The 17,818-nt window shown below is 56.4% G+C and carries 20 protein-coding genes and 2 pseudogenes; 15 read left to right on the plus strand and 7 right to left on the minus strand.

Annotated elements, in window-relative coordinates:
* Positions 1-31 precede the first annotated feature (31 nt).
* On the plus strand, positions 32-1,525 hold the full coding sequence (locus ACYQ04_RS02835; protein WP_460127152.1) for an MFS transporter: 1,494 nt from the start codon (positions 32-34) through the stop codon (positions 1,523-1,525).
* A gap of 21 nt (positions 1,526-1,546) precedes the next feature.
* On the opposite strand, the gene ACYQ04_RS02840 is transcribed toward ACYQ04_RS02835, so the two are convergent.
* Entirely contained in the window at positions 1,547-2,683 is a 1,137-nt protein-coding gene (locus tag ACYQ04_RS02840; RefSeq protein ID WP_460127308.1) for an iron-containing alcohol dehydrogenase, read from the minus strand.
* Positions 2,684-2,819: 136 nt separating this feature from the next.
* Here ACYQ04_RS02840 and modA point away from each other — a divergent pair, with 136 nt between their 5' ends.
* The 8 genes and pseudogenes from modA to hisC all read left to right on the plus strand — a co-directional run bounded on the left by modA (position 2,820) and on the right by hisC (position 8,126).
* Positions 2,820-3,632 carry a molybdate ABC transporter substrate-binding protein gene (gene modA / locus ACYQ04_RS02845; protein WP_099211506.1) on the plus strand — a complete coding sequence of 271 codons (813 nt, stop codon included), beginning with the start codon at positions 2,820-2,822 and terminating at the stop codon, positions 3,630-3,632.
* Complete coding sequence (locus tag ACYQ04_RS02850; RefSeq protein WP_460127153.1) at positions 3,620-4,417, plus strand: ABC transporter permease; 798 nt, start codon at positions 3,620-3,622, stop codon at positions 4,415-4,417. The genes modA and ACYQ04_RS02850 overlap by 13 nt, the downstream gene beginning before the upstream one ends.
* A pseudogene (locus tag ACYQ04_RS02855) lies at positions 4,398-4,739 on the plus strand (ATP-binding cassette domain-containing protein); the annotation flags it as partial. The gene ACYQ04_RS02850 and the pseudogene ACYQ04_RS02855, both read left to right, overlap by 20 nt.
* 61 nt (positions 4,740-4,800) lie before the next feature.
* Entirely contained in the window at positions 4,801-5,286 is a 486-nt protein-coding gene (locus tag ACYQ04_RS02860) for an ABC transporter ATP-binding protein (RefSeq protein ID WP_460127154.1), read from the plus strand.
* Between the two features lie 10 nt (positions 5,287-5,296).
* Positions 5,297-5,455, plus strand: coding sequence for a TOBE domain-containing protein (locus ACYQ04_RS02865; protein ID WP_460127155.1), 159 nt, complete (start codon positions 5,297-5,299; stop codon positions 5,453-5,455).
* 66 nt (positions 5,456-5,521) lie between these two features.
* Positions 5,522-6,259, plus strand: a complete 738-nt coding sequence (locus ACYQ04_RS02870; protein WP_460127156.1) for a beta/alpha barrel domain-containing protein — start codon at positions 5,522-5,524, stop codon at positions 6,257-6,259.
* 89 nt (positions 6,260-6,348) lie between these two features.
* Positions 6,349-7,098, plus strand: coding sequence for an ATPase domain-containing protein (locus ACYQ04_RS02875; RefSeq protein WP_460127157.1), 750 nt, complete (start codon positions 6,349-6,351; stop codon positions 7,096-7,098).
* 15 nt (positions 7,099-7,113) lie between these two features.
* Positions 7,114-8,126, plus strand: a pseudogene (hisC, locus tag ACYQ04_RS02880) (histidinol-phosphate transaminase).
* On the opposite strand, the gene ACYQ04_RS02885 reads toward hisC, so the two are convergent.
* Together ACYQ04_RS02885 and ACYQ04_RS02890 are read right to left on the minus strand one after the other, a co-directional pair.
* Positions 8,047-9,480 (minus strand): RNA-guided endonuclease InsQ/TnpB family protein, encoded by a 1,434-nt coding sequence (locus tag ACYQ04_RS02885; protein ID WP_460127158.1) that lies wholly within the window; start codon positions 9,478-9,480, stop codon positions 8,047-8,049. The pseudogene hisC and the gene ACYQ04_RS02885 overlap by 80 nt on opposite strands.
* A 369-nt stretch (positions 9,481-9,849) precedes the next feature.
* Entirely contained in the window at positions 9,850-10,011 is a 162-nt protein-coding gene (locus ACYQ04_RS02890; RefSeq protein WP_167728196.1) for a hypothetical protein, read from the minus strand.
* A 271-nt stretch (positions 10,012-10,282) separates the two neighbouring features.
* On the opposite strand from ACYQ04_RS02890, the gene ACYQ04_RS02895 reads away from it, so the two are divergent.
* The 5 genes from ACYQ04_RS02895 (at position 10,283) to ACYQ04_RS02915 (ending at position 14,532) form a co-directional block, all read left to right on the plus strand.
* On the plus strand, positions 10,283-11,194 hold the full coding sequence (locus tag ACYQ04_RS02895; RefSeq protein ID WP_460127159.1) for a pyridoxal-phosphate dependent enzyme: 912 nt from the start codon (positions 10,283-10,285) through the stop codon (positions 11,192-11,194).
* On the plus strand, positions 11,178-12,272 hold the full coding sequence (locus ACYQ04_RS02900; RefSeq protein ID WP_460127160.1) for an N-acetyltransferase DgcN family protein: 1,095 nt from the start codon (positions 11,178-11,180) through the stop codon (positions 12,270-12,272). Before ACYQ04_RS02895 ends, ACYQ04_RS02900 begins: the two co-directional genes overlap by 17 nt.
* Positions 12,244-13,722 (plus strand): hypothetical protein, encoded by a 1,479-nt coding sequence (locus ACYQ04_RS02905; RefSeq protein WP_460127161.1) that lies wholly within the window; start codon positions 12,244-12,246, stop codon positions 13,720-13,722. Before ACYQ04_RS02900 ends, ACYQ04_RS02905 begins: the two co-directional genes overlap by 29 nt.
* Positions 13,679-14,179: a GNAT family N-acetyltransferase gene (locus ACYQ04_RS02910; RefSeq protein ID WP_460127310.1), complete on the plus strand. Its 501-nt coding sequence runs from the start codon at positions 13,679-13,681 to the stop codon at positions 14,177-14,179. The genes ACYQ04_RS02905 and ACYQ04_RS02910 overlap by 44 nt, the downstream gene beginning before the upstream one ends.
* A 62-nt stretch (positions 14,180-14,241) precedes the next feature.
* The gene (locus ACYQ04_RS02915) at positions 14,242-14,532 is read left to right on the plus strand and encodes a hypothetical protein (RefSeq protein ID WP_460127162.1); all 291 of its coding nucleotides are present in this window, start codon (positions 14,242-14,244) and stop codon (positions 14,530-14,532) included.
* Position 14,533: 1 nt separating this feature from the next.
* Here the strand turns inward: ACYQ04_RS02915 and mtnA are convergent, their stop codons facing one another.
* A complete protein-coding gene (gene mtnA, locus ACYQ04_RS02920) occupies positions 14,534-15,607 on the minus strand; it encodes an S-methyl-5-thioribose-1-phosphate isomerase (RefSeq protein ID WP_460127163.1) in 1,074 nt (357 codons plus the stop codon).
* A 56-nt stretch (positions 15,608-15,663) separates the two neighbouring features.
* Between mtnA and ACYQ04_RS02925 the strand changes: the two genes are divergently transcribed.
* A complete protein-coding gene (locus tag ACYQ04_RS02925; protein ID WP_460127164.1) occupies positions 15,664-16,194 on the plus strand; it encodes an NTPase in 531 nt (176 codons plus the stop codon).
* Here the strand turns inward: ACYQ04_RS02925 and ACYQ04_RS02930 are convergent.
* From ACYQ04_RS02930 to albA, 3 genes are all read right to left on the minus strand, one after another.
* Complete coding sequence (locus ACYQ04_RS02930; protein WP_167728201.1) at positions 16,191-16,715, minus strand: CBS domain-containing protein; 525 nt, start codon at positions 16,713-16,715, stop codon at positions 16,191-16,193. The genes ACYQ04_RS02925 and ACYQ04_RS02930 overlap by 4 nt on opposite strands.
* Positions 16,716-16,754: 39 nt before the next feature.
* Positions 16,755-17,312 (minus strand): ArsR/SmtB family transcription factor, encoded by a 558-nt coding sequence (locus tag ACYQ04_RS02935; protein WP_460127165.1) that lies wholly within the window; start codon positions 17,310-17,312, stop codon positions 16,755-16,757.
* Positions 17,313-17,387: 75 nt separating this feature from the next.
* A complete protein-coding gene (gene albA / locus ACYQ04_RS02940; protein WP_013467275.1) occupies positions 17,388-17,663 on the minus strand; it encodes a DNA-binding protein Alba in 276 nt (91 codons plus the stop codon).
* Between the last annotated feature and the right edge of the window lie 155 nt (positions 17,664-17,818).

Raw genomic sequence — 17,818 nt, forward strand, 5'->3', positions numbered from 1 at the left:
GATATATCGTTCGACATATCGGTGAAGAGATATGAACGTCACGAGGAACGGTGAAACGTACGACCTCAGCTATGCGAAGAAGGCCACGCTCGTCGTGGTTCTCCTTCCTCTCCTCGTTATGTACACTGAGGCGATGCTAACTCCAGCGTTGCCAACGATTCAGAAAGAGTTCGCGATAAACCCCAACGACGTCAGCTGGGTTCTCACAATCTACCTCCTCGTCGGAACGGTAAGCGTCGCCCTCTTTGGAAAGCTCGGCGATATGTACGGCAAGAAGAAGATGTTCCTCGTTGCCCTCGGCTTCTACACCCTCGGCGTCATACTCAACGGCTTTGCGCCAAGTTTCCGCTGGTTGCTCTTCAGCAGGGCAATTCAGGGCTTTGGAATGGCCATATTCCCGCTCGCCTTCAGCCTCGTCCGTGAGGAGTTCCCGCCCGAGATGGTCCCGCAGGTTCAGGGAATGATAAGCGCGATGTTCGGCGTCGGTATGGTTATCGCGCTACCGCTCGGAGCTTACGTTACCCAGCACTGGGGCTGGCGCTGGACCTACCACACCGCCGCTCCCTTCGCGGTTCTGATGTTCATCCTCGCGTGGAAGATACTCCGTGAGAGTCGCTACATCAACCCTGGAAAGCTCGACTGGCAGGGAGCGTTGCTCCTCGTCTGGGCCGTCGTTCCGGCACTCGTCGCGGTAACGCGCGCTCCGAACGTCGGCTGGACCGCAAGAGAAACCCTCGTCCTCTTCGCGGTCTCAATAGTTGGCGCGGTCCTGCTCGTCCTCTGGGAGAAACGCGCGGAGAACCCGATAATTCCCCTCGACATCGTGACATCTCGCAATCCTGCCATAGTGAACCTCGGAATCATGTTCGCGGCCTTCGGAATCTCGATGATGAGCCAGGCGAACACCTACATCTTCCAGATGAAGCCACCGTACGGCTTCGGCAAGAGCATACTCGAGAGCGGTCTGCTCATGACTCCAATGGCGGGCGTCATGCTCGTAATAGCTCCTCTGGCAGGTAAGCTGATGCCGAAAATCGGCGCAAAGCCACTCGCGATAACTGGAGCGCTCATCGCGAGCTCGGGCCTCGCCGTTCTGGCCAAGTACGCCCCCGAATTCCCGCCGAACCACCTCTGGGCATTCGTGGCGATGATAACCTACGTTGGCGCGGGAATAACGCTGATGAACATCTCATTCATCAACGTCCTCGTCTTCAGCGTCCCGCAGAGGGTCATGGGCGTCGCGACGGGAGCGAACAGTCTCTTCAGGAACTTCGGCTCGACGTGGGGGCCGGCCATCGCTGGAACCGTCATGAGCACCTACTACATCCTCTTCCATCCGCCCGGTGCCCCTTCGTGGGTCAAGATAAAGATACCGACGACGAAGGCCTACGAGGTGCTCTTTGGAACCTCCGCCGGAATCTACCTCTTCCTGGCGATACTAAGCCTGGCCATCGTTGAGGTCATGAAGGGCGGAAAGATTCGCGGGGTCGAGAACGGGGGAGAAAAGGAGGTAAAAGTTGGCTGAAATCCAGCTTTTCTTCCCCTTTTACTCTCCCCTGAAGGCCTTCAAATACAGCTCCCTTATCTCCTCGGGCTTTGCCTCGACCGGATTGAAGGCCAAAAGGCCATCGCGGTAGGCCTTCTCGGCCATCTCATCGAGCCTCGCCATGAAGGTTTCTTCATCAACGAGCTCGCTCAGCTTCGGAATGCCCGTCCTCTCGTTGAGCCCCCTGATGGCATCAACCAGCGCCCTCCAGTCCCTCAGCCCGAGTTCCCTCGCTATCTCGTCGTAGCGCCTTCTCGCGTAGTCGCTTCTCTCGGCGTTGAACTCCATGACGTAGGGCAGGAATATGGCATTGAGAAGTCCGTGCGGTCCAATCCATGCCGCCTTGTGGCTCATCGCGTGGCAGAGGCCAAGGCGCGCGTTGAGGAAGGCGATTCCGGCCATTGTAGAAGCGTAGTGCATCCTTTCGCGCGCTTCCTCGTCGCCCTCGAGGCTCCTCTCAAGGTAGCTGAAGACGGTCTTTATTGCCTTGATAGCCATTGCGTCGCTGAAGTCGCTGGCGACTTTGGTTGTGTAAGCCTCTATTCCGTGGACGAGCACATCCAACCCGGAGTTCCTCGCCACTTCCCTCGGCATCGTCATCGGTAAACGGGGGTCGAGTATCGCAACCTCCGGCGCTATCTCGGGCGTAACGATGTTGTATTTGATTCCGCCCTTCTTCAGAACGCTCGCTCCGGAGACCTCGCTTCCTGCACCGCTCGTTGAGGGGACCGCTATGAGCTTCGTCTTCAGCTTTGGAACAGGTTTGGGCTTTGAAAAGCGGTCCATGAAGGCTATCTCCTCGAAGTTCAGCCCTGGAGCATCGTAGAAGACCTTCAGCGCTTTCGTCGTGTCTATCACGCTTCCACCGCCGAGCGCTATCAGCAGGTCTGGCTTAAACTCCCTCACCTTCGGCAGGAACTCCTCTATCGTTTCCACGCTCGGCTCCGCCGGAAGGCCGGCTATGGACAGAACCTCCGCTCCCGCTTCCCTAACGTAGTCCTCCGCCTCCCTCAGGAAGTCGTGTTTTTTCATCGAGTTGCTGGCCAGGATAAGAACCCTCTCGTGCCCGCTCGCTTCCCTCTTGAGCTTCTCAAGTGAACCTTTGCCCTCGATGATTCTCGTCTTGAGCCAGAACATCGCCACCACCGGACTAAGTTCGCGGGAGTCCTTTTAACGGTCTCGCAGGGTGGGAAAACGCTTTCGTTTACAGAAAACTTTTTTGTTTACGCAAACGTTTAAATTCGAATCCCGAACCTCCTTTTCGGGTGGTCTAATGAAGGGTGTTACAGGTATTGTCTTGGTTTTGCTGCTCTTGGGAGCCGTTGTCGGCGCGGGCTGTATAGCCTCGGGAAGTCACCACGGGAGCGAAAAACCCTTCTCGGGTCAAACCGTCGTCGTCTGCTCTGGAGCCGGCCTGATGAAGCCGATGAACGAGCTGATAAGCCTCTTCGAGAACGAGACCGGCGCGAAGGTCGAGGTGCACTACGGCGGGAGCAGTGAAATCTTTGGCGTCCTTCAGACGACATGCGGCTGCGACGTCTTCATCCCCGGGGCCTGGTACTACACCGAGCAGGCCATGAAGAAAGGGTACATCCTCAACGACACAGTCATCAACGTTACGGAGCACGTCCCGGTCATAGCGGTTCCGAAGGGCAACCCGAAGGGAATCCACTCCCTCAAAGACCTCGCGAAGCCCGGCGTTAGAGTCGTCCTCGGCGACCCGAAGGCCTGCGCCATCGGTAAGGTCGCCAAGAAAATCCTCGAAAAGAACGGCCTCTGGGAGAACGTGAGTAAAAACGTGGTGGTCTTCACGCCAACCGTCAACCAGCTCCTCATCTACATCGCCACCGGGCAGGCGGACGCGGCGATAATCTGGGAGGACATGGTGACGTGGGCCCAGTCAAAGGGCAAAATCGAGGTTATCCAGATACCGCGCGAGCAGAACTCGATTAAAACAATCCCAACCGCCGTGACGACCTGCGCTGAAAAGGACGGCCACCTCGCCGTCGCGAAGGCCTTCAACGAGTTCGTAGCTAACCACACGGAAATCTGGGAGAAGTGGGGGTTCAGGCCATGGAAGGGCTGAGCTTCAGGAGAGTCACGATTGCGGTCGCGTTCATCTTCACGTTTTTCCTTTTCGTGGCGATAGCGACGCTCTTCTTCGTGCCGAAGCCCCACGAAATCCTTGAGGCGCTAAAGTCGGAGGAGATGGTCTACTCGCTCAAGCTCTCGCTCATAACGGCATCGGTCTCAACGGTTCTCGTCATCCTCGTGGGAATACCGATAGGCTACGCCCTCTCGCGCTTCGACTTCCCTGGAAAGAGCGCGGTCAAGTCCGTCCTCGACCTGCCGATGGCCTTCCCGGAGCTCGTCCTCGGTCTCGCTCTGCTCCTCCTCTTCGGTAGAACTGCCCTCGGGGAAGCCCTCAGCGACCTTGGGGTAAAGGTGGTCTTCACGAAGCTTGGCATCGTCGTGGCCCAGTTCTTCACGGCACTCCCCTACGCCGTCAGGGTAATCTACACGACGTTTGAGGAGATAAGCCCGCGCTACGAGCTCGTCGCGAGGAGCCTAGGTTACTCCGAGTTCGAGACCTTCAGGAAGGTGACGCTCCCGATGGCCAAGAACGGCCTCTTTGCCTCGACCATAATCTCGTTCGCGCGCTCGATGGGCGCCTTCGGTGCCGTGCTTATTCTGGCGGGCGGGAGCTACATGAACACCGAGATACTGCCTGTAACGCTCTACCTGAACATCTCCTACGGCAACATCGGCATGGCAATAACGAGCGGCATAGTGCTCGTCGTCGTCTCGTTCCTCGCGATACTCCTCTTCGAGAGGCTGGAGGGTGGAGAGCATGGCCCTGTTAGAGGTTGAGAACCTTAGCATAGACCTCGGGGACTTCCACCTCAGGGACGTCTCGCTCTCGGTCGAGGAGAACGATTACCTCACCGTCATCGGGCCGACCGGGGCCGGAAAATCCGTCCTCCTTGAGGCGATAGCCGGCTTTTACCCCCTCCTCTCAGGAAGGGTAATCCTTGAGGGGCGCGACATCACCAACGAGCCGCCCGAGCGGAGGGGGATAAGCATAGTCTACCAGGACTACATGCTCTTCCCGCACATGAGCGTCTTCGACAACATAGCGTTCGGGCTGAGGAAGAAGGGCCTCCCGCGGGGAGAAATCGAGAGGGAGGTCCGCTCAATAGCTGAGGAGCTCCACATAGGCCACATCCTCCACAGGAAGCCCGGGACGCTGAGCGGTGGGGAGCAAGCAGAGGGTCGCGCTCGCGAGGGCCCTAATCGTCGGGCCAAAGGTCCTCCTGATGGACGAGCCTTTCTCCGCCCTCGACTCGAAGACGAGGGAAAAGCTCCGCTCCCTCGTGAAGTCCGTCATCGAGGAGCACGGCACGACGGTAATCCACGTCACCCACGACTTCGAGGACGTCTTTGCCTTGGCAACGCACGTCGCGGTGATGAGAGACGGGAAAATAGTTCAGTTTGGAACGCCGGAGGAGGTCTTTTCGCGGCCCGGCGACGAGTTCACAGCGAGCTTCGTCGGGACGAACCTGCTCAGGGGGCGCGTTGAAGGCCTTCGCGACGGCCTGACGGCTGTTAGGGTCGGGGACGTAATCCTCTACACCGCTGATGAGGCGGAAGGGGAAGCCACGCTCTCGCTCAGGCCCGAGGAGATAATACTCGCCAGGGAGCCCGGGGAATGCTCTGCCCAGAACGTTGTCCCCCGTTGAGATAGCGGAGATGGAGAGGCGCGGCCAGCTCGTCTGGCTTTCGCTCGTCTCGGACGGCCTCTCGCTCCGCGCGGTTGTCACACCGAACGCCGTCGAGCTGCTCAAGATAAGGCCCGGTGAGAGGTTCTACGCCCTCTTCAAAGCGAGCGCACTGAGGGTGGTGAAATGAACCCTCTGAGGCTCTTCGAGCTGTACCTCGACGAGGACTGTCCCTACTTCGACGAGACGACCGAGCTTGCTCGGCATTGAGGGGAAAGGAGAGCTGAGGATAATCTCAAGGGAGCCTGGAGTTTCAGCGTGCACGGAGGAGCTCTCTGCTTTTTTATCCTTCCTCGGGCTTGAGACCGGCTTCATCCCGAGCGGAAGAACTTTCGATGGGGGTTCGGCAATCCTCTCGGCGAGAGGCGACCTGAGAACGCTCTTCCGGGTCTGGCGCGTGAGCCAGACGTTCCTCTCGATAACCTGCGCGATAGCGACCGAGACGAGAAAGCTCGTCGAGCTCGCGAGGAAGGCGAATCCAAACGTCATCGTTGCCACCACGCGCAAGACCCACCCGGGGATGCGCTACTTCGAGCTGAAAGCCGTTAAAGCCGGCGGAGGAGGAATCCACAGGAACTCGCTCAGCGACTCCGTTCTGATAACCGGGAACCACCTCCGCGTCGTTGATGGTCTCGAAGGGCTTGGAGACCTTAAAACCCTCAGAAAAATCGAGCTGGAGCCGAGCACTGCCGAGGAAGCCATGGAGTACGCCAAGACTGCTGACCTTTTCCTCCTCGACCACTTCTCACCGGAGGAGCTTGAGGACCTCGTGCCGAGACTTAGGGAGCTCAACCCCTCGCTTGAGATAGCCGTCGCGGGCAACATAAACGCCGATAACATCGCCGACTACGCAAGGCTTGCCGATGTCATAGTGACGAGCGCTCCTTACTACGCCAGGCCCCTCGACCTGACGACGAGGATTGAGCGACTTTAATGGACACATCTGTGGCGCAAGGTTTAAAGTTCGTGTAATTCACCACGCACATGGAATTAGGTTAGCCTAACCTAATTGGGGGTGGTGCCATGCTCGTGAGGCTCGGGATTCCCTGGATTGAGGAAATACTCCCCAAGGGGTTTCCGGCGAACACATCAACACTCGTCAGCGGGCCCGGCGGCTCAGGAAAGCCTCTAATCGGCTACATCTTCGCCTCCGGCTGGCTCAAAAACGGTGGAGCGGTCGTCTTCCTCCTCACGAGCACGACAGTTGAATACCTTCAGAACACGATGAGGCTCCTCGGTGCGAGCCTTGAGCGGTACCGGAGAAGGGTCTTCTTCGTTGAGCTCGACCCGACGATTGAGGGGATTGAAATCGTCTCGGATAACCACGTCAGGGCCAACTTTGTAAAACCCGACGTCTGGGACGAGGCTATAGCGCTTGGAAGCGTCTACCTCAGCAACTCCCATCCGCCCTTAGGCACCATGGTGGTAGGCTCCGCGCTGAACCTGCTCTTCTTCTCGCCGACCTATGGAAGGGTCATCCACGAAAAGATTAAGGGGGCACTGAGCGTTGATAAAACGAAGACGTATTTCCTGACCGTGAACACCGACGTCTTCAGGGACATGGTGGAGGAGCTGGAGAAGGCAGCCGACAACCTCATGTTCAGCAGGATGGAGAAGCCGATGAGGCTCTTCCTGAGGGTCGAGCGGGTCAAGGGGGCGCCCTTTGAGCGGAAAGAAATCGAGGTTCCTCTCTCGAAGGAAATCCTTGAGGAGATTAGGAAGGAAGCGGAGAGGGGCAAGAAGAACCTGATTCCCGCTATAAAGTGGCTCTGATTGGAGGCGGGTAAAGTGAGAATTAGGGAAAACGTGCTGAACCTTCCCTCATGGGAGCCCGTTGGGGAGCCAGAAGTGAGAATCCGCCTCGACAGGAACGAGAGCCCCTTTGACCTGCCGCACGGCCTCAAGAGGGAGCTCTTCTCGGAGCTCTCGCGGATTCCCCTGAACCGCTATCCTCCGGCTTTTCCCGCCGACGTCGAGGCGAAAATCGCCGAAGCCCTCGGGTTAAGCCCCGAAAACGTCATGCTCGCCAATGGGAGCGACGAGCTGATAGGCCTAATCCTCAAGCTCTTCGAGGGCGACCGGGTAGTGATAAGCTCGCCGACGTTCGGGATGTACTCCTTCTTCGCGGCCGTCGAGGGGCTGAAGGTTGAGGACGTCCCCCTCGGCGAAAACTTCGAGCTCGGCGACGTCGAGGCCCGCGCGGAGAACGCTAGGGCCGTCTTCATCTGCTTCCCCAACAACCCCACCGGGAACGTCCAGCCCCGGAAGAGGATTATCGAAGTGCTTGAGACGGGGGCGCCTGTGGTGCTCGATGAGGCCTACGCCGAGTTCTCGCGGGAGAGCAGCGTCGGCCTCGTGGAGGACTACGACAACCTGATAGTCCTCAGAACGTTCTCGAAGGCCTTCGGCCTCGCCGGGGCGAGGCTCGGCTACGCGGTGGCGAGCGAAGAAACCATGGAGCAGCTCAGGAAGCTCCGGCCCCCGTTCAGCGTGAACTCGCTCTCCCTCGCGACAGCCGACTTCATGCTCAACCATCTCGACTACGTGAGGAAAATCGTCCGCTACATCGTCTCGGAGCGCGAGAGGCTCTACCGTGCCCTCAGGCCTTACGCCTACCCGAGCGAAGGCGAACTTTCCTCCTGGTAAAGCTCGACGTCCATGACTTTCTCCTTGAGCGCGGGATTGCGGTTAAAAAGCTCTCCGGAAGGCTTGAGGGGCACGTTAGAATAACGGTCGGCAGAAAAGAAGAAAACGATGCGCTTCTGGATGCCCTGCGGGAGTTTTTGGAGGTGGCCCCATGAGGCTCCTGACCTCCTCTCCGCCCTGAAGGGCGAGGGTTCGGCTTAACCCCTCGCCAACGGCAGGGGAGGTTTGAGGGGTTTCACTAAAGCCCGCCAAAAAGCGGGTCTTCGACCCCTCTGGCCGGGTCTTCGGCCAGTTACCCCTCCTCTGAGCGTACAAACCGCCCAGATTCGGGGTTATGGTCTTCACGACCTTCTTCAAAATGTTAAACGCTCCAACTAAGTCCGCGTTAAAGACAAGCCCCGTCGCGGGACACTTAAACAAACCACGAACAAACCTCGCCCTTTCGTGGGGCTTCCCGCAAACGGGACAAACCTTAGAAGTGAAAGCCTCATTGACCACCAAGACTTGAATACCATACTCCTCCGCAACTTCAGTCAAGCGTTTAATGACATAATTAAACCGCCAAACGTGGGAAAGGATAAAATTCTGCTTTTTGCCCTTATCAGAGTTCCGAGCTATCCCCTTTGGATAGCCAATGACAATTTTAGAAACGCCTAAATCGTAGAGTCTCTTAATCGTTTGTCTAACTGCTGTGTTGATGTAGTGCCTCGCCTGAAGTTTGGCTTTGTCATGCATTCTCCTGAGTTTCTTACTCGTTTTGACTCCCGATTTGTTGAGTTTTGATTGGTAGTCTGCAATCTTTTTCCTCCAGTAAAAGTCAATGCTCTTTAACGGTCTCCCATTGACCAGAAAGCTCTGGCCATTCTCCACATAAACGGCCATCAAATTGTTAACTCCGAGGTCAATTCCTGCCGAAAGGCTTCCTTTGGGTTGCCTTGGAATGCTCACCCATTCTCCGCCCTCAAGTTTTTCCTCGACGGTAAAGCTCAAGTGGGCATACCACTTCCTCCTAACCGGGTCATAAGTGATTTCCAACCGCCCTTGCTTGCCCTTCAAGTGTGTTCTGCCCTTGAATTGGATTTCGAGGCGTTTTAACTTACCGAGGCCTTTTAGAATGAGCTTATTCCCTTCAATCCGGCACTGATCGTTTCTGAGAACGATTAGGGGCTTTCTCCTTCCGTCCTCTTTGAGGTAGTTTGGTGGTTTTGGCTTAAGCCACGAGGGAAGTTCTCCATTTCTCTTCTTCCGGAGGAGTGAGAAGAAACTCCTCCAGCTTTCAGCGTTCTTCCTCGCTATTTGTTGAACGGTTGCAGAGCCAATTTCCCGTTTAAACTCTTCATAAACGGTTTTTTCGGTCGAATTGAAGTCCACGATTTTGCCCTCGAAGAACTGTTGTCTTCGCAGGTAGTTTACGCGGTTCCAGACTTTGGCTCCAGTATCGGCTAATTCGAAGAGGATTTTCGCTTGCTCTTTTGAAGGTTGGAGTTTAACCGTTACTGTTCTTTTCATTTCAAAGTATGGTATGATTTTTAAGCTTTAAAAGAGTGTCGCTTTCCGTGTGAAAGCTGTTTGGTTTATTACTGCATCCCCGCTCTAAAGGGCGAGACTTTCAAAAGAAAAATGTAATCGGCGGCTTTCACTATCCGTCCAGAGAGACTCTCGATAGGCTTGCCGGGATGACGGAGTTCATAGCCCCCGCCCACTGCTCGGGCGAGGAGGCAAAGGCCTACGTGCGGAGAAAGTACCCTGAGAAGTTCGTGGCGGTGAGAACGGGAAGCGTTATCGAGCTTAGGTGATGTTGAAAACCTGCAGGGACGTTAGAGGTTTGGTTGTGTGTTGGGTTCGAGAAAGAAGGTAGATAGCAGGTAGAGGACCCACTCAGTCCTCGTCGTCATCCCAGCTCCAGTCCTCTTCTTCGTCCTCCCAGTCTTCCTCGTATTCGTCGAAGTCCTCGTAGGCATCCTCGACGCTCTCGAGGGGGTCAAACTCCTCCTCTTCCTCCTCAACCTTGGGCTGAACCTTCTTCCTCGGCGGATACATCTCAACCACCTCGCCCCGCTCAGGGGCACTCTACGGTTGGTTAAAGGGTTAAAAACTTTTCTTTTCCATTTTCACGGCAATTATTCGGTTTTCTAAAATTTTTAACTGTTGAGAACAAAGTTCGGCCTCAAAAACGGCCTCACCTGGGAGAAAGGTTTATATACCCTTGCCCAACCCGATGATGCCCCATTCCAAATATCGGGGGAATTCAACAATGGAAGCCATAAAAACAGCCCGTTCCGAATCTTACAGGCCCAAAGAAGGCCTTTCAGTGAGTGAATCTGAGGCAGGTGAGGGGCCCGGCGGCCTCGGCAGACTCTTCCGCGCCACGGTTTTGGAGGAGCTCCTCGGCGTTAGGGAGGTCTACGTCGACTACGAGGGCGTCAACCCAACCGGAACCCACAAGGACAGGATTGCCCTTGCTCACGTTGGTGAGGCCGTTAAACGCGGTTTTCCGGGGATAACTGTCGGCACGTGCGGCAACTACGGCGTGGCAATAGCCTATTACTCTGCCCTCGCGGGCTTGAAAGCGGTGATATTTGTTCCCAGAGACTACACCCTCGAAAGGCTTCCCGAGATGAAAGCCATGAGCGCAGAGGTCATCGAGGTTCCGGGCACCTACGAAGAAGCCGTCAGGGCCAGCAGGGCCTTCGCGAGGAAAAACGGATTCTACGACGCCAACCCGGGGAGCAATCGCGCCGTTGACATAAGTGCCTACTCCGAGATGGCCCTCTGGATTGCGTCAAGGGTGAACCCCACCGCGGTCTTCGTGCCCCTCGGCAACGGGACGACGATGGCAGGCCTCTGGGAGGGGTTCAGGAGCATTGGCTTGGCCCCGAGGATGGTTGGCGTGACCACCGCTTTTGGCAACGAAATCCTGCGGAGGTTCTACGGCGGAAGTCCCGACTTCGCGGAGACTGAACTCAACGAGCCCCTCGTTTCGGAGAGGTCCTTCGATGCAGATGGAGCACTGAAAGCCGTCCGCGAGTCAAACGGCTACGTCTTCGGATTCGCCGACGACACCGCCCTGAGGTGTGCCGAGCTGATGCGCGTCGCGGCGGGGATAAGACCCCTTCCCGCGTCGGCTTTAGTGCTGGCCGGCCTCGTGAAGTTCGTGAGGAAATTTAACCTGAGGAACGGACGGTTCGTCCTCGTCCTCACCGGGGGTGCTCGGGTTGGATGAGGCGCTAATCCTTACCGAGGGGCGTTATCTAACGACCGACGGAAAGACCGCCCACGGCCTCGTGCGTTATTCGAGGCGGTTCAAAATCGTGGGGTTAATAGATTCAACGCTCGCCGGTAGGGACGCCGGTGAGGTCCTCGACGGAATAAGGCGCGGAATCCCGATATACGCCTCTTTAGGGGAGGCGCTCCGCGAGAACCCGAACGCGAAGTGGCTCATCGTCGGCGTCGCAACCCCCGGCGGAAAACTGCCTGAGAACTACCGGAAAATCGTTGAGAATGCAATAACGAACGGCCTCGGCGTTGTGAACGGCCTCCACGAGTTCCTGAGCGACGACCCCTACTTTAAGCACCTTGCGAGGCGCTACGGCGTGGAGATAGTTGACGTGAGGAAGATTTTCTACAACACGAGGATTCCCTTCACCGGGAAGATAGCGGAGGTTAAAGCGGTAAAGGTGGCTGTCCTCGGAACGGACGCGGCAATAGGAAAGAGAACCGTTGCGATAATGCTCCACGAGGCGTTCAAAGAGCTCGGCTTAAAGAGCGAGTTCATAGCGATGGGGCAGACCGGCTGGATGCAGGGCTTCAGGTACGCTATAGTCACGGACTCGATAATAGACGACTTCGTGCCGGGGGCGATAGAGGACGTCTTCTACCGCGCCTGGGTTGAGGAAAGGCCCGACGTAATTGTAACTCACGGCGAGGGCTCGCTCCTCCATCCGGCATTTCCCGGCGGCTTTGACCTGATTGCCGCGGCGAGACCCGACTTCATCGTCCTCCAGCACGCCCCCGCGAGGAAGACCTTCGACGACTTTCCCGAATTCAGGATTCCCCCGCTTGAAGTTTACATTCAGCTCATAGAGCTCCTCAGCGGGAAGAAGCCCGTGGCGATAACGATTAACTCCTCCGGCCTGAGCGATGATGAGGCCCTTGAGTGGGCGAGGAGGATAGAGACCGAGACCGGGATTATGACGCGCGTTCCCTTCCTCCAGGGGGTTGGCGATATAGCGAGGCTTATCCTGCGGCTCTCCAGGCGGGAGGTGACGGGCCGTGAGCCTGCCAGAGCTGAAGTGCTTTGACTACATCGCCATAGAGCGGCCGAGGATTTCTTCGAGGCGCATCAAAGCGCGCTACGTCCTCGGAATTGACGGCGAGGAAAAGGGCTACGAGCTCGTCCACTCCTACCGCGAGAGGATTCCTGAGATAGAAGCCTTTGCCAAGCTCATGAGCATCGTCCCAGCTATAAACTACGGTCTCTTTGCTCCAGAAATTCGGTTCGAGTTCACCCTCGATGGCAGGGACCTGAGGTTCTTCGAGGACATGATGCGCGTGACCGCGAGAGATATTTTCGTGAACAGAATCGCGAATCCGAGCGAGTTCCTGAGGCGGGAGTTCGTGCCGAAGGAGATAAAGCCCGAGATGGCCGAGCCGATGGCGAAGCTAACTCCAGAGGGAATCGAGGAAGAGGAGATAGCCTTTGAGCCCGACTACTCCCGCTGTGCGGTCATGCTCAGCGGCGGGAAGGAAAGCCTTTTGACCTACGGCCTCATGAAGGAGCTCGGCTGCGAGGTTTACCCGTTCTTCTACAACGAATCCGGTGCCCACTGGCGCGTGGCGGTTCCGGCATACCGCTGGTTTGAGAAGAACGAACCGAATACAAGGAAAGTCTGGAGCAACGCCGACAGGCTCTACACCTTCATAGAGCGGAACATGAGAATCCTGCACGGTGTCGGGAGGAGAAAGAGGGCCGAAGTTTATCCAATCAGGCTGTTCTTCTTCGAGGGCTACGCCTTCGCCTTCCTGCCTCTGCTTTACAAGTACTCCATCGGCAACCTGCTCTTCGGCAACGAGTACGACGACCCCCGCTCTTATGAACCGTTCCACGGGATAGAGCACTACAACGCCACCTACGACCAGAGCCAGGACTTCGAGCTCTACATGACGCGCTGGTTTGCTGAGAGGGGCCTTAAAATCCGCCAGTGGTCAGCGGTGAGGCCTTTGACGGGTCTCATAGTGGAGAGAATTCTCCACAGCCGCTATCCAGAACTCTTCGTCCTTCAGAGGAGCTGTCACTCGGTCCACAGGGAGGGCGACGACTACGTTCCCTGCGGGACCTGCTTCAAGTGCAACGGAATCCTTACCTTCCTGCTCGCCAACGGCATCAATCCGAGGCTGATTAAGTATAAGGACCGGCACATTGTCACGCTCCCCGAGAGACTGAAGAAGGGCCTCGTAAGGCTCGACAGGGACGAGCTCGAGCACTCTCTATACCTCATAAAGCGCCGCTTTCCCAACTTCCCGCTCGATGGAAAGCCCCACTGGCACGTGGAGATGGTGCACTTCGACGGGAAAAGCTCAAGGATTGATGCAATTCCCCGGGAGTTCAGAGAAAAGCTCTACTCGATTTTTGAAGGCTACACGAGGGGTTATGCCTACCTGAAGGGGAACAAATGGGTGAGGATAACGCGTGAGGAGGCTGTCAGGGGTGTTCTTGGGGAAGAAACGGAAGGAAAAGCTCCCACCAATTGAAGAAACTGCGAAGAACTTCAGGATTGTGGACGGCGAACCATACCTCGATGAAATCTTCGAGTACGACATGGATGTCAGCAGGGGCTTTTCAAGGGCAGAACTGAGCGATGATGACTACGCCTCCGCCTATTCAAGGGTCATAAACCGCCTCCTGGCTCACGGTGAGCACAAGTTCTTTGTTGCGGTGGACCCATACGGGAGGTACCTCGGCCACGTCTGGGTCTGCATCATGGAGGACACCGTTGACTTCGTGCCAACGGCATACATCCTTGACGTCGAGACGAAAATTAGTGGCCTAGGCATCGGCTCGGCGCTCCTCGAAAGGGCCGAGGACTGGGCGAGGGAGAAAGGAGCCTCAAAGGTCTCGCTCCGCGTCGAGCTCGACAACCCTGCTTTGAACTGGTACCGGCGCAGGGGCTACCGTGAGAGAGCCTTCATCCTCGAAAAGGAACTTTAACCTCCCGTTGTCAACCCTCCGTTCAAAAAAGGCCTTTAAATCCCTCTTCTGCACTATCCTCGATGTTCGTCAGGGGAAAAGTTATTGGGAAGAAAGGTATCGCTCGTTTTGAAGTCAGGAAGGAGAAAGGAGGCCTAACGCTCAGGGCGGAGTTTCCTGAGGGGGAACCGCTCGACTACTCCGTTGACTGCTCCTGCCTCGAACCCCTTGAGCTGGTTGGCCTTCTCCTGCCTGCCTTCGAGGAGCGCCTCAGCGAGATAGAGGGTGTTTTTGTGGGAGAGATTGTTGAGGGGAAAAAGTCTGTTTTGGAGAGGATTAAGGATTTACTTGGGAAGATAAAGGGAAAGAAATAACTCATTCCTGCTCCTTGAACAACTTCTTCAGGTTCCTCTCAAACGGCGGGTAGACGACGCCCCGGTCGGTTATTATGCCGGTCAGATACCTGTGCGGTGTAACGTCGAAGGCCGGGTTGTAGATGTCCACATCTGGAGCGATTCTGCAGCCGCCGCAGGTGAGCACTTCTTCCGGCTTCCGCTCCTCAATCGGTATCTCCTTTCCGCTCTTCAGACTCATGTCAATCGTCGAGAGCGGTGCAACCGTGAAGAAAGGTATCCCGTGCTCCTTCGCGAGAACCGCCAGGGTGTAGGTGCCTATCTTGTTGGCGAAGTCGCCGTTGGCCACTATCCTGTCGGCGCCGACTATTATTGCATCGACTTTTCCCTGTTGCATCACGAATCCGGCCATGTTGTCCGTTATCAGCTTAAGCGGAATGCCGTCGTAGTGGTACTCCCACGCGCTCAAGCGAGCTCCCTGAAGGACGGGCCTCGTCTCGTCCACCCAGAGGAGCTTCAGCGTTCCGTCCTTGTTCATCACGCGCAGAACGGCTCCAACGGTCCCGAGCTGGACGGTAGCCAGGCTCCCGGCGTTGCAGTGCGTTAAAACGTTACCCTCGGGTAAGGCCTCCGCCCCGTAGTGGCCCATCCTGAGGTTCGCCTCAACGTCCTCGTCCGCTATCCTCTGCGCCTCCGCAACTATGAGCTTCCTGATTTCCTCCAGCGGGCTCTCGGCGTTCTCCTCGACGAGCTTCTTAATCCTGTTGAGCGCCCAGAAGAGGTTTACGGCGGTGGGGCGCGTGTTCCTCAGCCTGTCGTATGCCCGATAAAAGCCGTCCATGAACTCGTCTTTGGTTTTCGCTTTACTCGTGTCCGCGTAGAGGGCCAGACCAAAAGCAGCAGCCGCTCCAATGGCCGGGGCACCGCGGACCTTCATCGTGATGATTGCCTCGGCGACCTCATCAACAGTTCTCAGCTCGATGGTCTTGAACTCCCTCGGCAAAAGCGTCTGGTCAATCATGATGACCCTTCCCGTCTCGTAGCGAACGCTCCTCGGGAGCCTCGTGAGTTCTTCAGGCTTGTACCTTATCTCCACAGCGACCACCCCAAAGGGTTTAAGGGCTGAACTTAAAGCTCCTTCGGTGATGAAAAATGGTCAGGGTTTTCGTGACCGGCCCGGCAGGGGTTGGGAAGACGACGCTCGTCGAGAGGGTCGCGAGGGAAGTCGAGAGATGGGGCTACATCGTTGGGGGCATGATAACGAAAGAGGTAAGGCGAAACGGAAGGAGAATAGGCTTCAAAATCATCGCCCTTGACACCGGTGAAGAAGGAACGCTCACGAGCCTGCGCGGAACATCTCACTTGCCCGGGGTTCCCTTCGGGAAGTACGTCGTCCACGTTGACGAGCTTGAGCGAGTAGGAGTCTCGGCGATAAGGCGGGCCCTAATTGAGGCGGATTTGGTTGTAATAGACGAAATCGGCCCGATGGAGTACAAGAGCGACGAGTTCGTAAAAGCTATTGGCGAGGTGCTGAACTCGGACAAACCCCTTCTGGCGGTCGTCCACAGGAGGATGGTTGACAAGTTCAGGCCCCTTGGAAAGACCCACGTTCTAAGTTTCGAGAACAGGAACAGGGAGTTTGGAATAATATTGGATGAGATAATGAGAGAGCTGAGGGGCTAAAGGTTGAGGCTATCCTTACAGCTCTCGCAAATCCACCTTTCCTGGCCCTCTATGTAGACCTTGTAGAGCGGGCCGTACTGACCGCAGAGCTCGCAGATTCCGTAAACCTCTGTCTCCTCAACGGTTTCCTCTTCCTCCTCGTTGTTCATGCTGTTGAGGGCCGCCAGCAGGTCTGCCGCGGTAACGAAACCGAGGGGCTTTCCAAGGCGCGTTACGAGGAGCCTCCTTATGCCCTTCTCCATCATCTTGTCTATTGCATCGCTTATGTCGTAGTCGTCCTCAATCGTTATCGGGTTCCTCGTCATGACTTCGTGCACCTTGACGGTCTTAGGGTCGCGCCCCTTCGCAACTACCTTGTCGAGGATGTCGCGGTCTGTGATGACCCCAACTATCTCGTCATCGTCCACGACAACGGCGCTCCCAACCTTGTGCCTTGAGAGTATCCTTGCAACCCTCTCGATGGTGTCGTCGGGCTTCACAATCACTGCCTTTCTCTTGACCACCTGTCCCACGGCCATCATTGGAATCTCACCCCACGAGTTGGGGTTGATTTGAGTTTCTTAAAAACGTTTCTTAAGAAGCCACCCTGCGGAAATTGCGATGACAAACGTCATTATCGCGAGGAGTGCGGGAACGTAATCCCCCGAGTGGCCGGCCCTGCTGGTCGTCTCGGCCGAGAACATTTTAATTGTCTCCGTCCCGCTACTCCTCTCAGACGACAACATTTTCTCCGCGGCCCAGTAGACGAGTGCGGAAAGCCCCGTTGCAACTGAAAGGGTTATGACGCGCAGTTTGTCCAACGGTGACGTTCTCCGCTCGGTTGGGCGTGGGAGCAGAAGAATCGGCCGGCTCGATGCCCGGTAGAGCTTTACCTCCTGCAATCTTTTGCCGTACTTTTTCCCGGCCACTTCAACGAGACCCACACGGAGAAGTTTATCAAGATGGTATGAGACTGTTGAGATGGGCATGTCGAGCTCCTTCGCAATCTCGCTCATCGAGAGCTCACGCTCGCGGAGAAGCCTCAGAATGGCCATCGCCCTTTCGTTGGCGAGAACCTGCGCGAGCTCGCGAACTCGCTCATCTGTAACGTCTATGGTCTCGTACTCCAACGAGCCCACCAGAAGGGGTACGGGGCGGTGCTATTAAACTTTGCTTCTCAGAAGAAACCCGAAGGAAAAGGAAAGGGGTCAAATTCACGGCTTCTCGAGGATAATCTCGATGGTCGAGGTGTTGGCGGTCCTGCCGTCGGCAGTCGGGAGCTCCTCAGTGCCTATCTTGATTTCCTTGACCCTGACCTCGGGGAGGAACCTGTTCCTGACAATCTCGGCGACGTCAACGGCCCTGCTGATAGCCCTACCGCGAGCCTTGATGCTGACCTCCTTAGCGCCCTCGTTGAACTGGGTTATCACGGCGAGGACGTAGTTCATAACCGGCTTCTTTCCGATGTAGACGACGTGCTCCTCAGCCATTTCTGGCACCTCCGGAAGTTTTGTCGTTAGGCTATCGCGGGCATAGGGTTAAATACTTTTCGGTTCTATCTGTGGGAAGAGCTTTTTAAGTTGCGAGCGCATCTCAAAAACGCTCATTTGCTTAGCTTGTATTGATTCATAATTGTTAAAAAGAA

The sequence above is a fragment of the Thermococcus prieurii genome (assembly GCF_054657655.1).

What these genes read in the sequence shown, in the direction of transcription:
- ACYQ04_RS02835 (WP_460127152.1), top strand. Translation starts at nt 32, where the DNA reads ATGAACGTCACGAGGAACGGTGAAACGTACGACCTCAGCTATGCGAAG.
- ACYQ04_RS02840 (WP_460127308.1), bottom strand. Translation starts at nt 2,683, where the DNA reads ATGTTCTGGCTCAAGACGAGAATCATCGAGGGCAAAGGTTCACTTGAG.
- modA (WP_099211506.1), top strand. Translation starts at nt 2,820, where the DNA reads ATGAAGGGTGTTACAGGTATTGTCTTGGTTTTGCTGCTCTTGGGAGCC.
- ACYQ04_RS02850 (WP_460127153.1), top strand. Translation starts at nt 3,620, where the DNA reads ATGGAAGGGCTGAGCTTCAGGAGAGTCACGATTGCGGTCGCGTTCATC.
- ACYQ04_RS02865 (WP_460127155.1), top strand. Translation starts at nt 5,297, where the DNA reads ATGGAGAGGCGCGGCCAGCTCGTCTGGCTTTCGCTCGTCTCGGACGGC.
- ACYQ04_RS02875 (WP_460127157.1), top strand. Translation starts at nt 6,349, where the DNA reads ATGCTCGTGAGGCTCGGGATTCCCTGGATTGAGGAAATACTCCCCAAG.
- ACYQ04_RS02885 (WP_460127158.1), bottom strand. Translation starts at nt 9,480, where the DNA reads ATGAAAAGAACAGTAACGGTTAAACTCCAACCTTCAAAAGAGCAAGCG.
- ACYQ04_RS02890 (WP_167728196.1), bottom strand. Translation starts at nt 10,011, where the DNA reads ATGTATCCGCCGAGGAAGAAGGTTCAGCCCAAGGTTGAGGAGGAAGAG.
- ACYQ04_RS02915 (WP_460127162.1), top strand. Translation starts at nt 14,242, where the DNA reads ATGTTCGTCAGGGGAAAAGTTATTGGGAAGAAAGGTATCGCTCGTTTT.
- ACYQ04_RS02925 (WP_460127164.1), top strand. Translation starts at nt 15,664, where the DNA reads ATGGTCAGGGTTTTCGTGACCGGCCCGGCAGGGGTTGGGAAGACGACG.
- ACYQ04_RS02930 (WP_167728201.1), bottom strand. Translation starts at nt 16,715, where the DNA reads ATGATGGCCGTGGGACAGGTGGTCAAGAGAAAGGCAGTGATTGTGAAG.
- albA (WP_013467275.1), bottom strand. Translation starts at nt 17,663, where the DNA reads ATGGCTGAGGAGCACGTCGTCTACATCGGAAAGAAGCCGGTTATGAAC.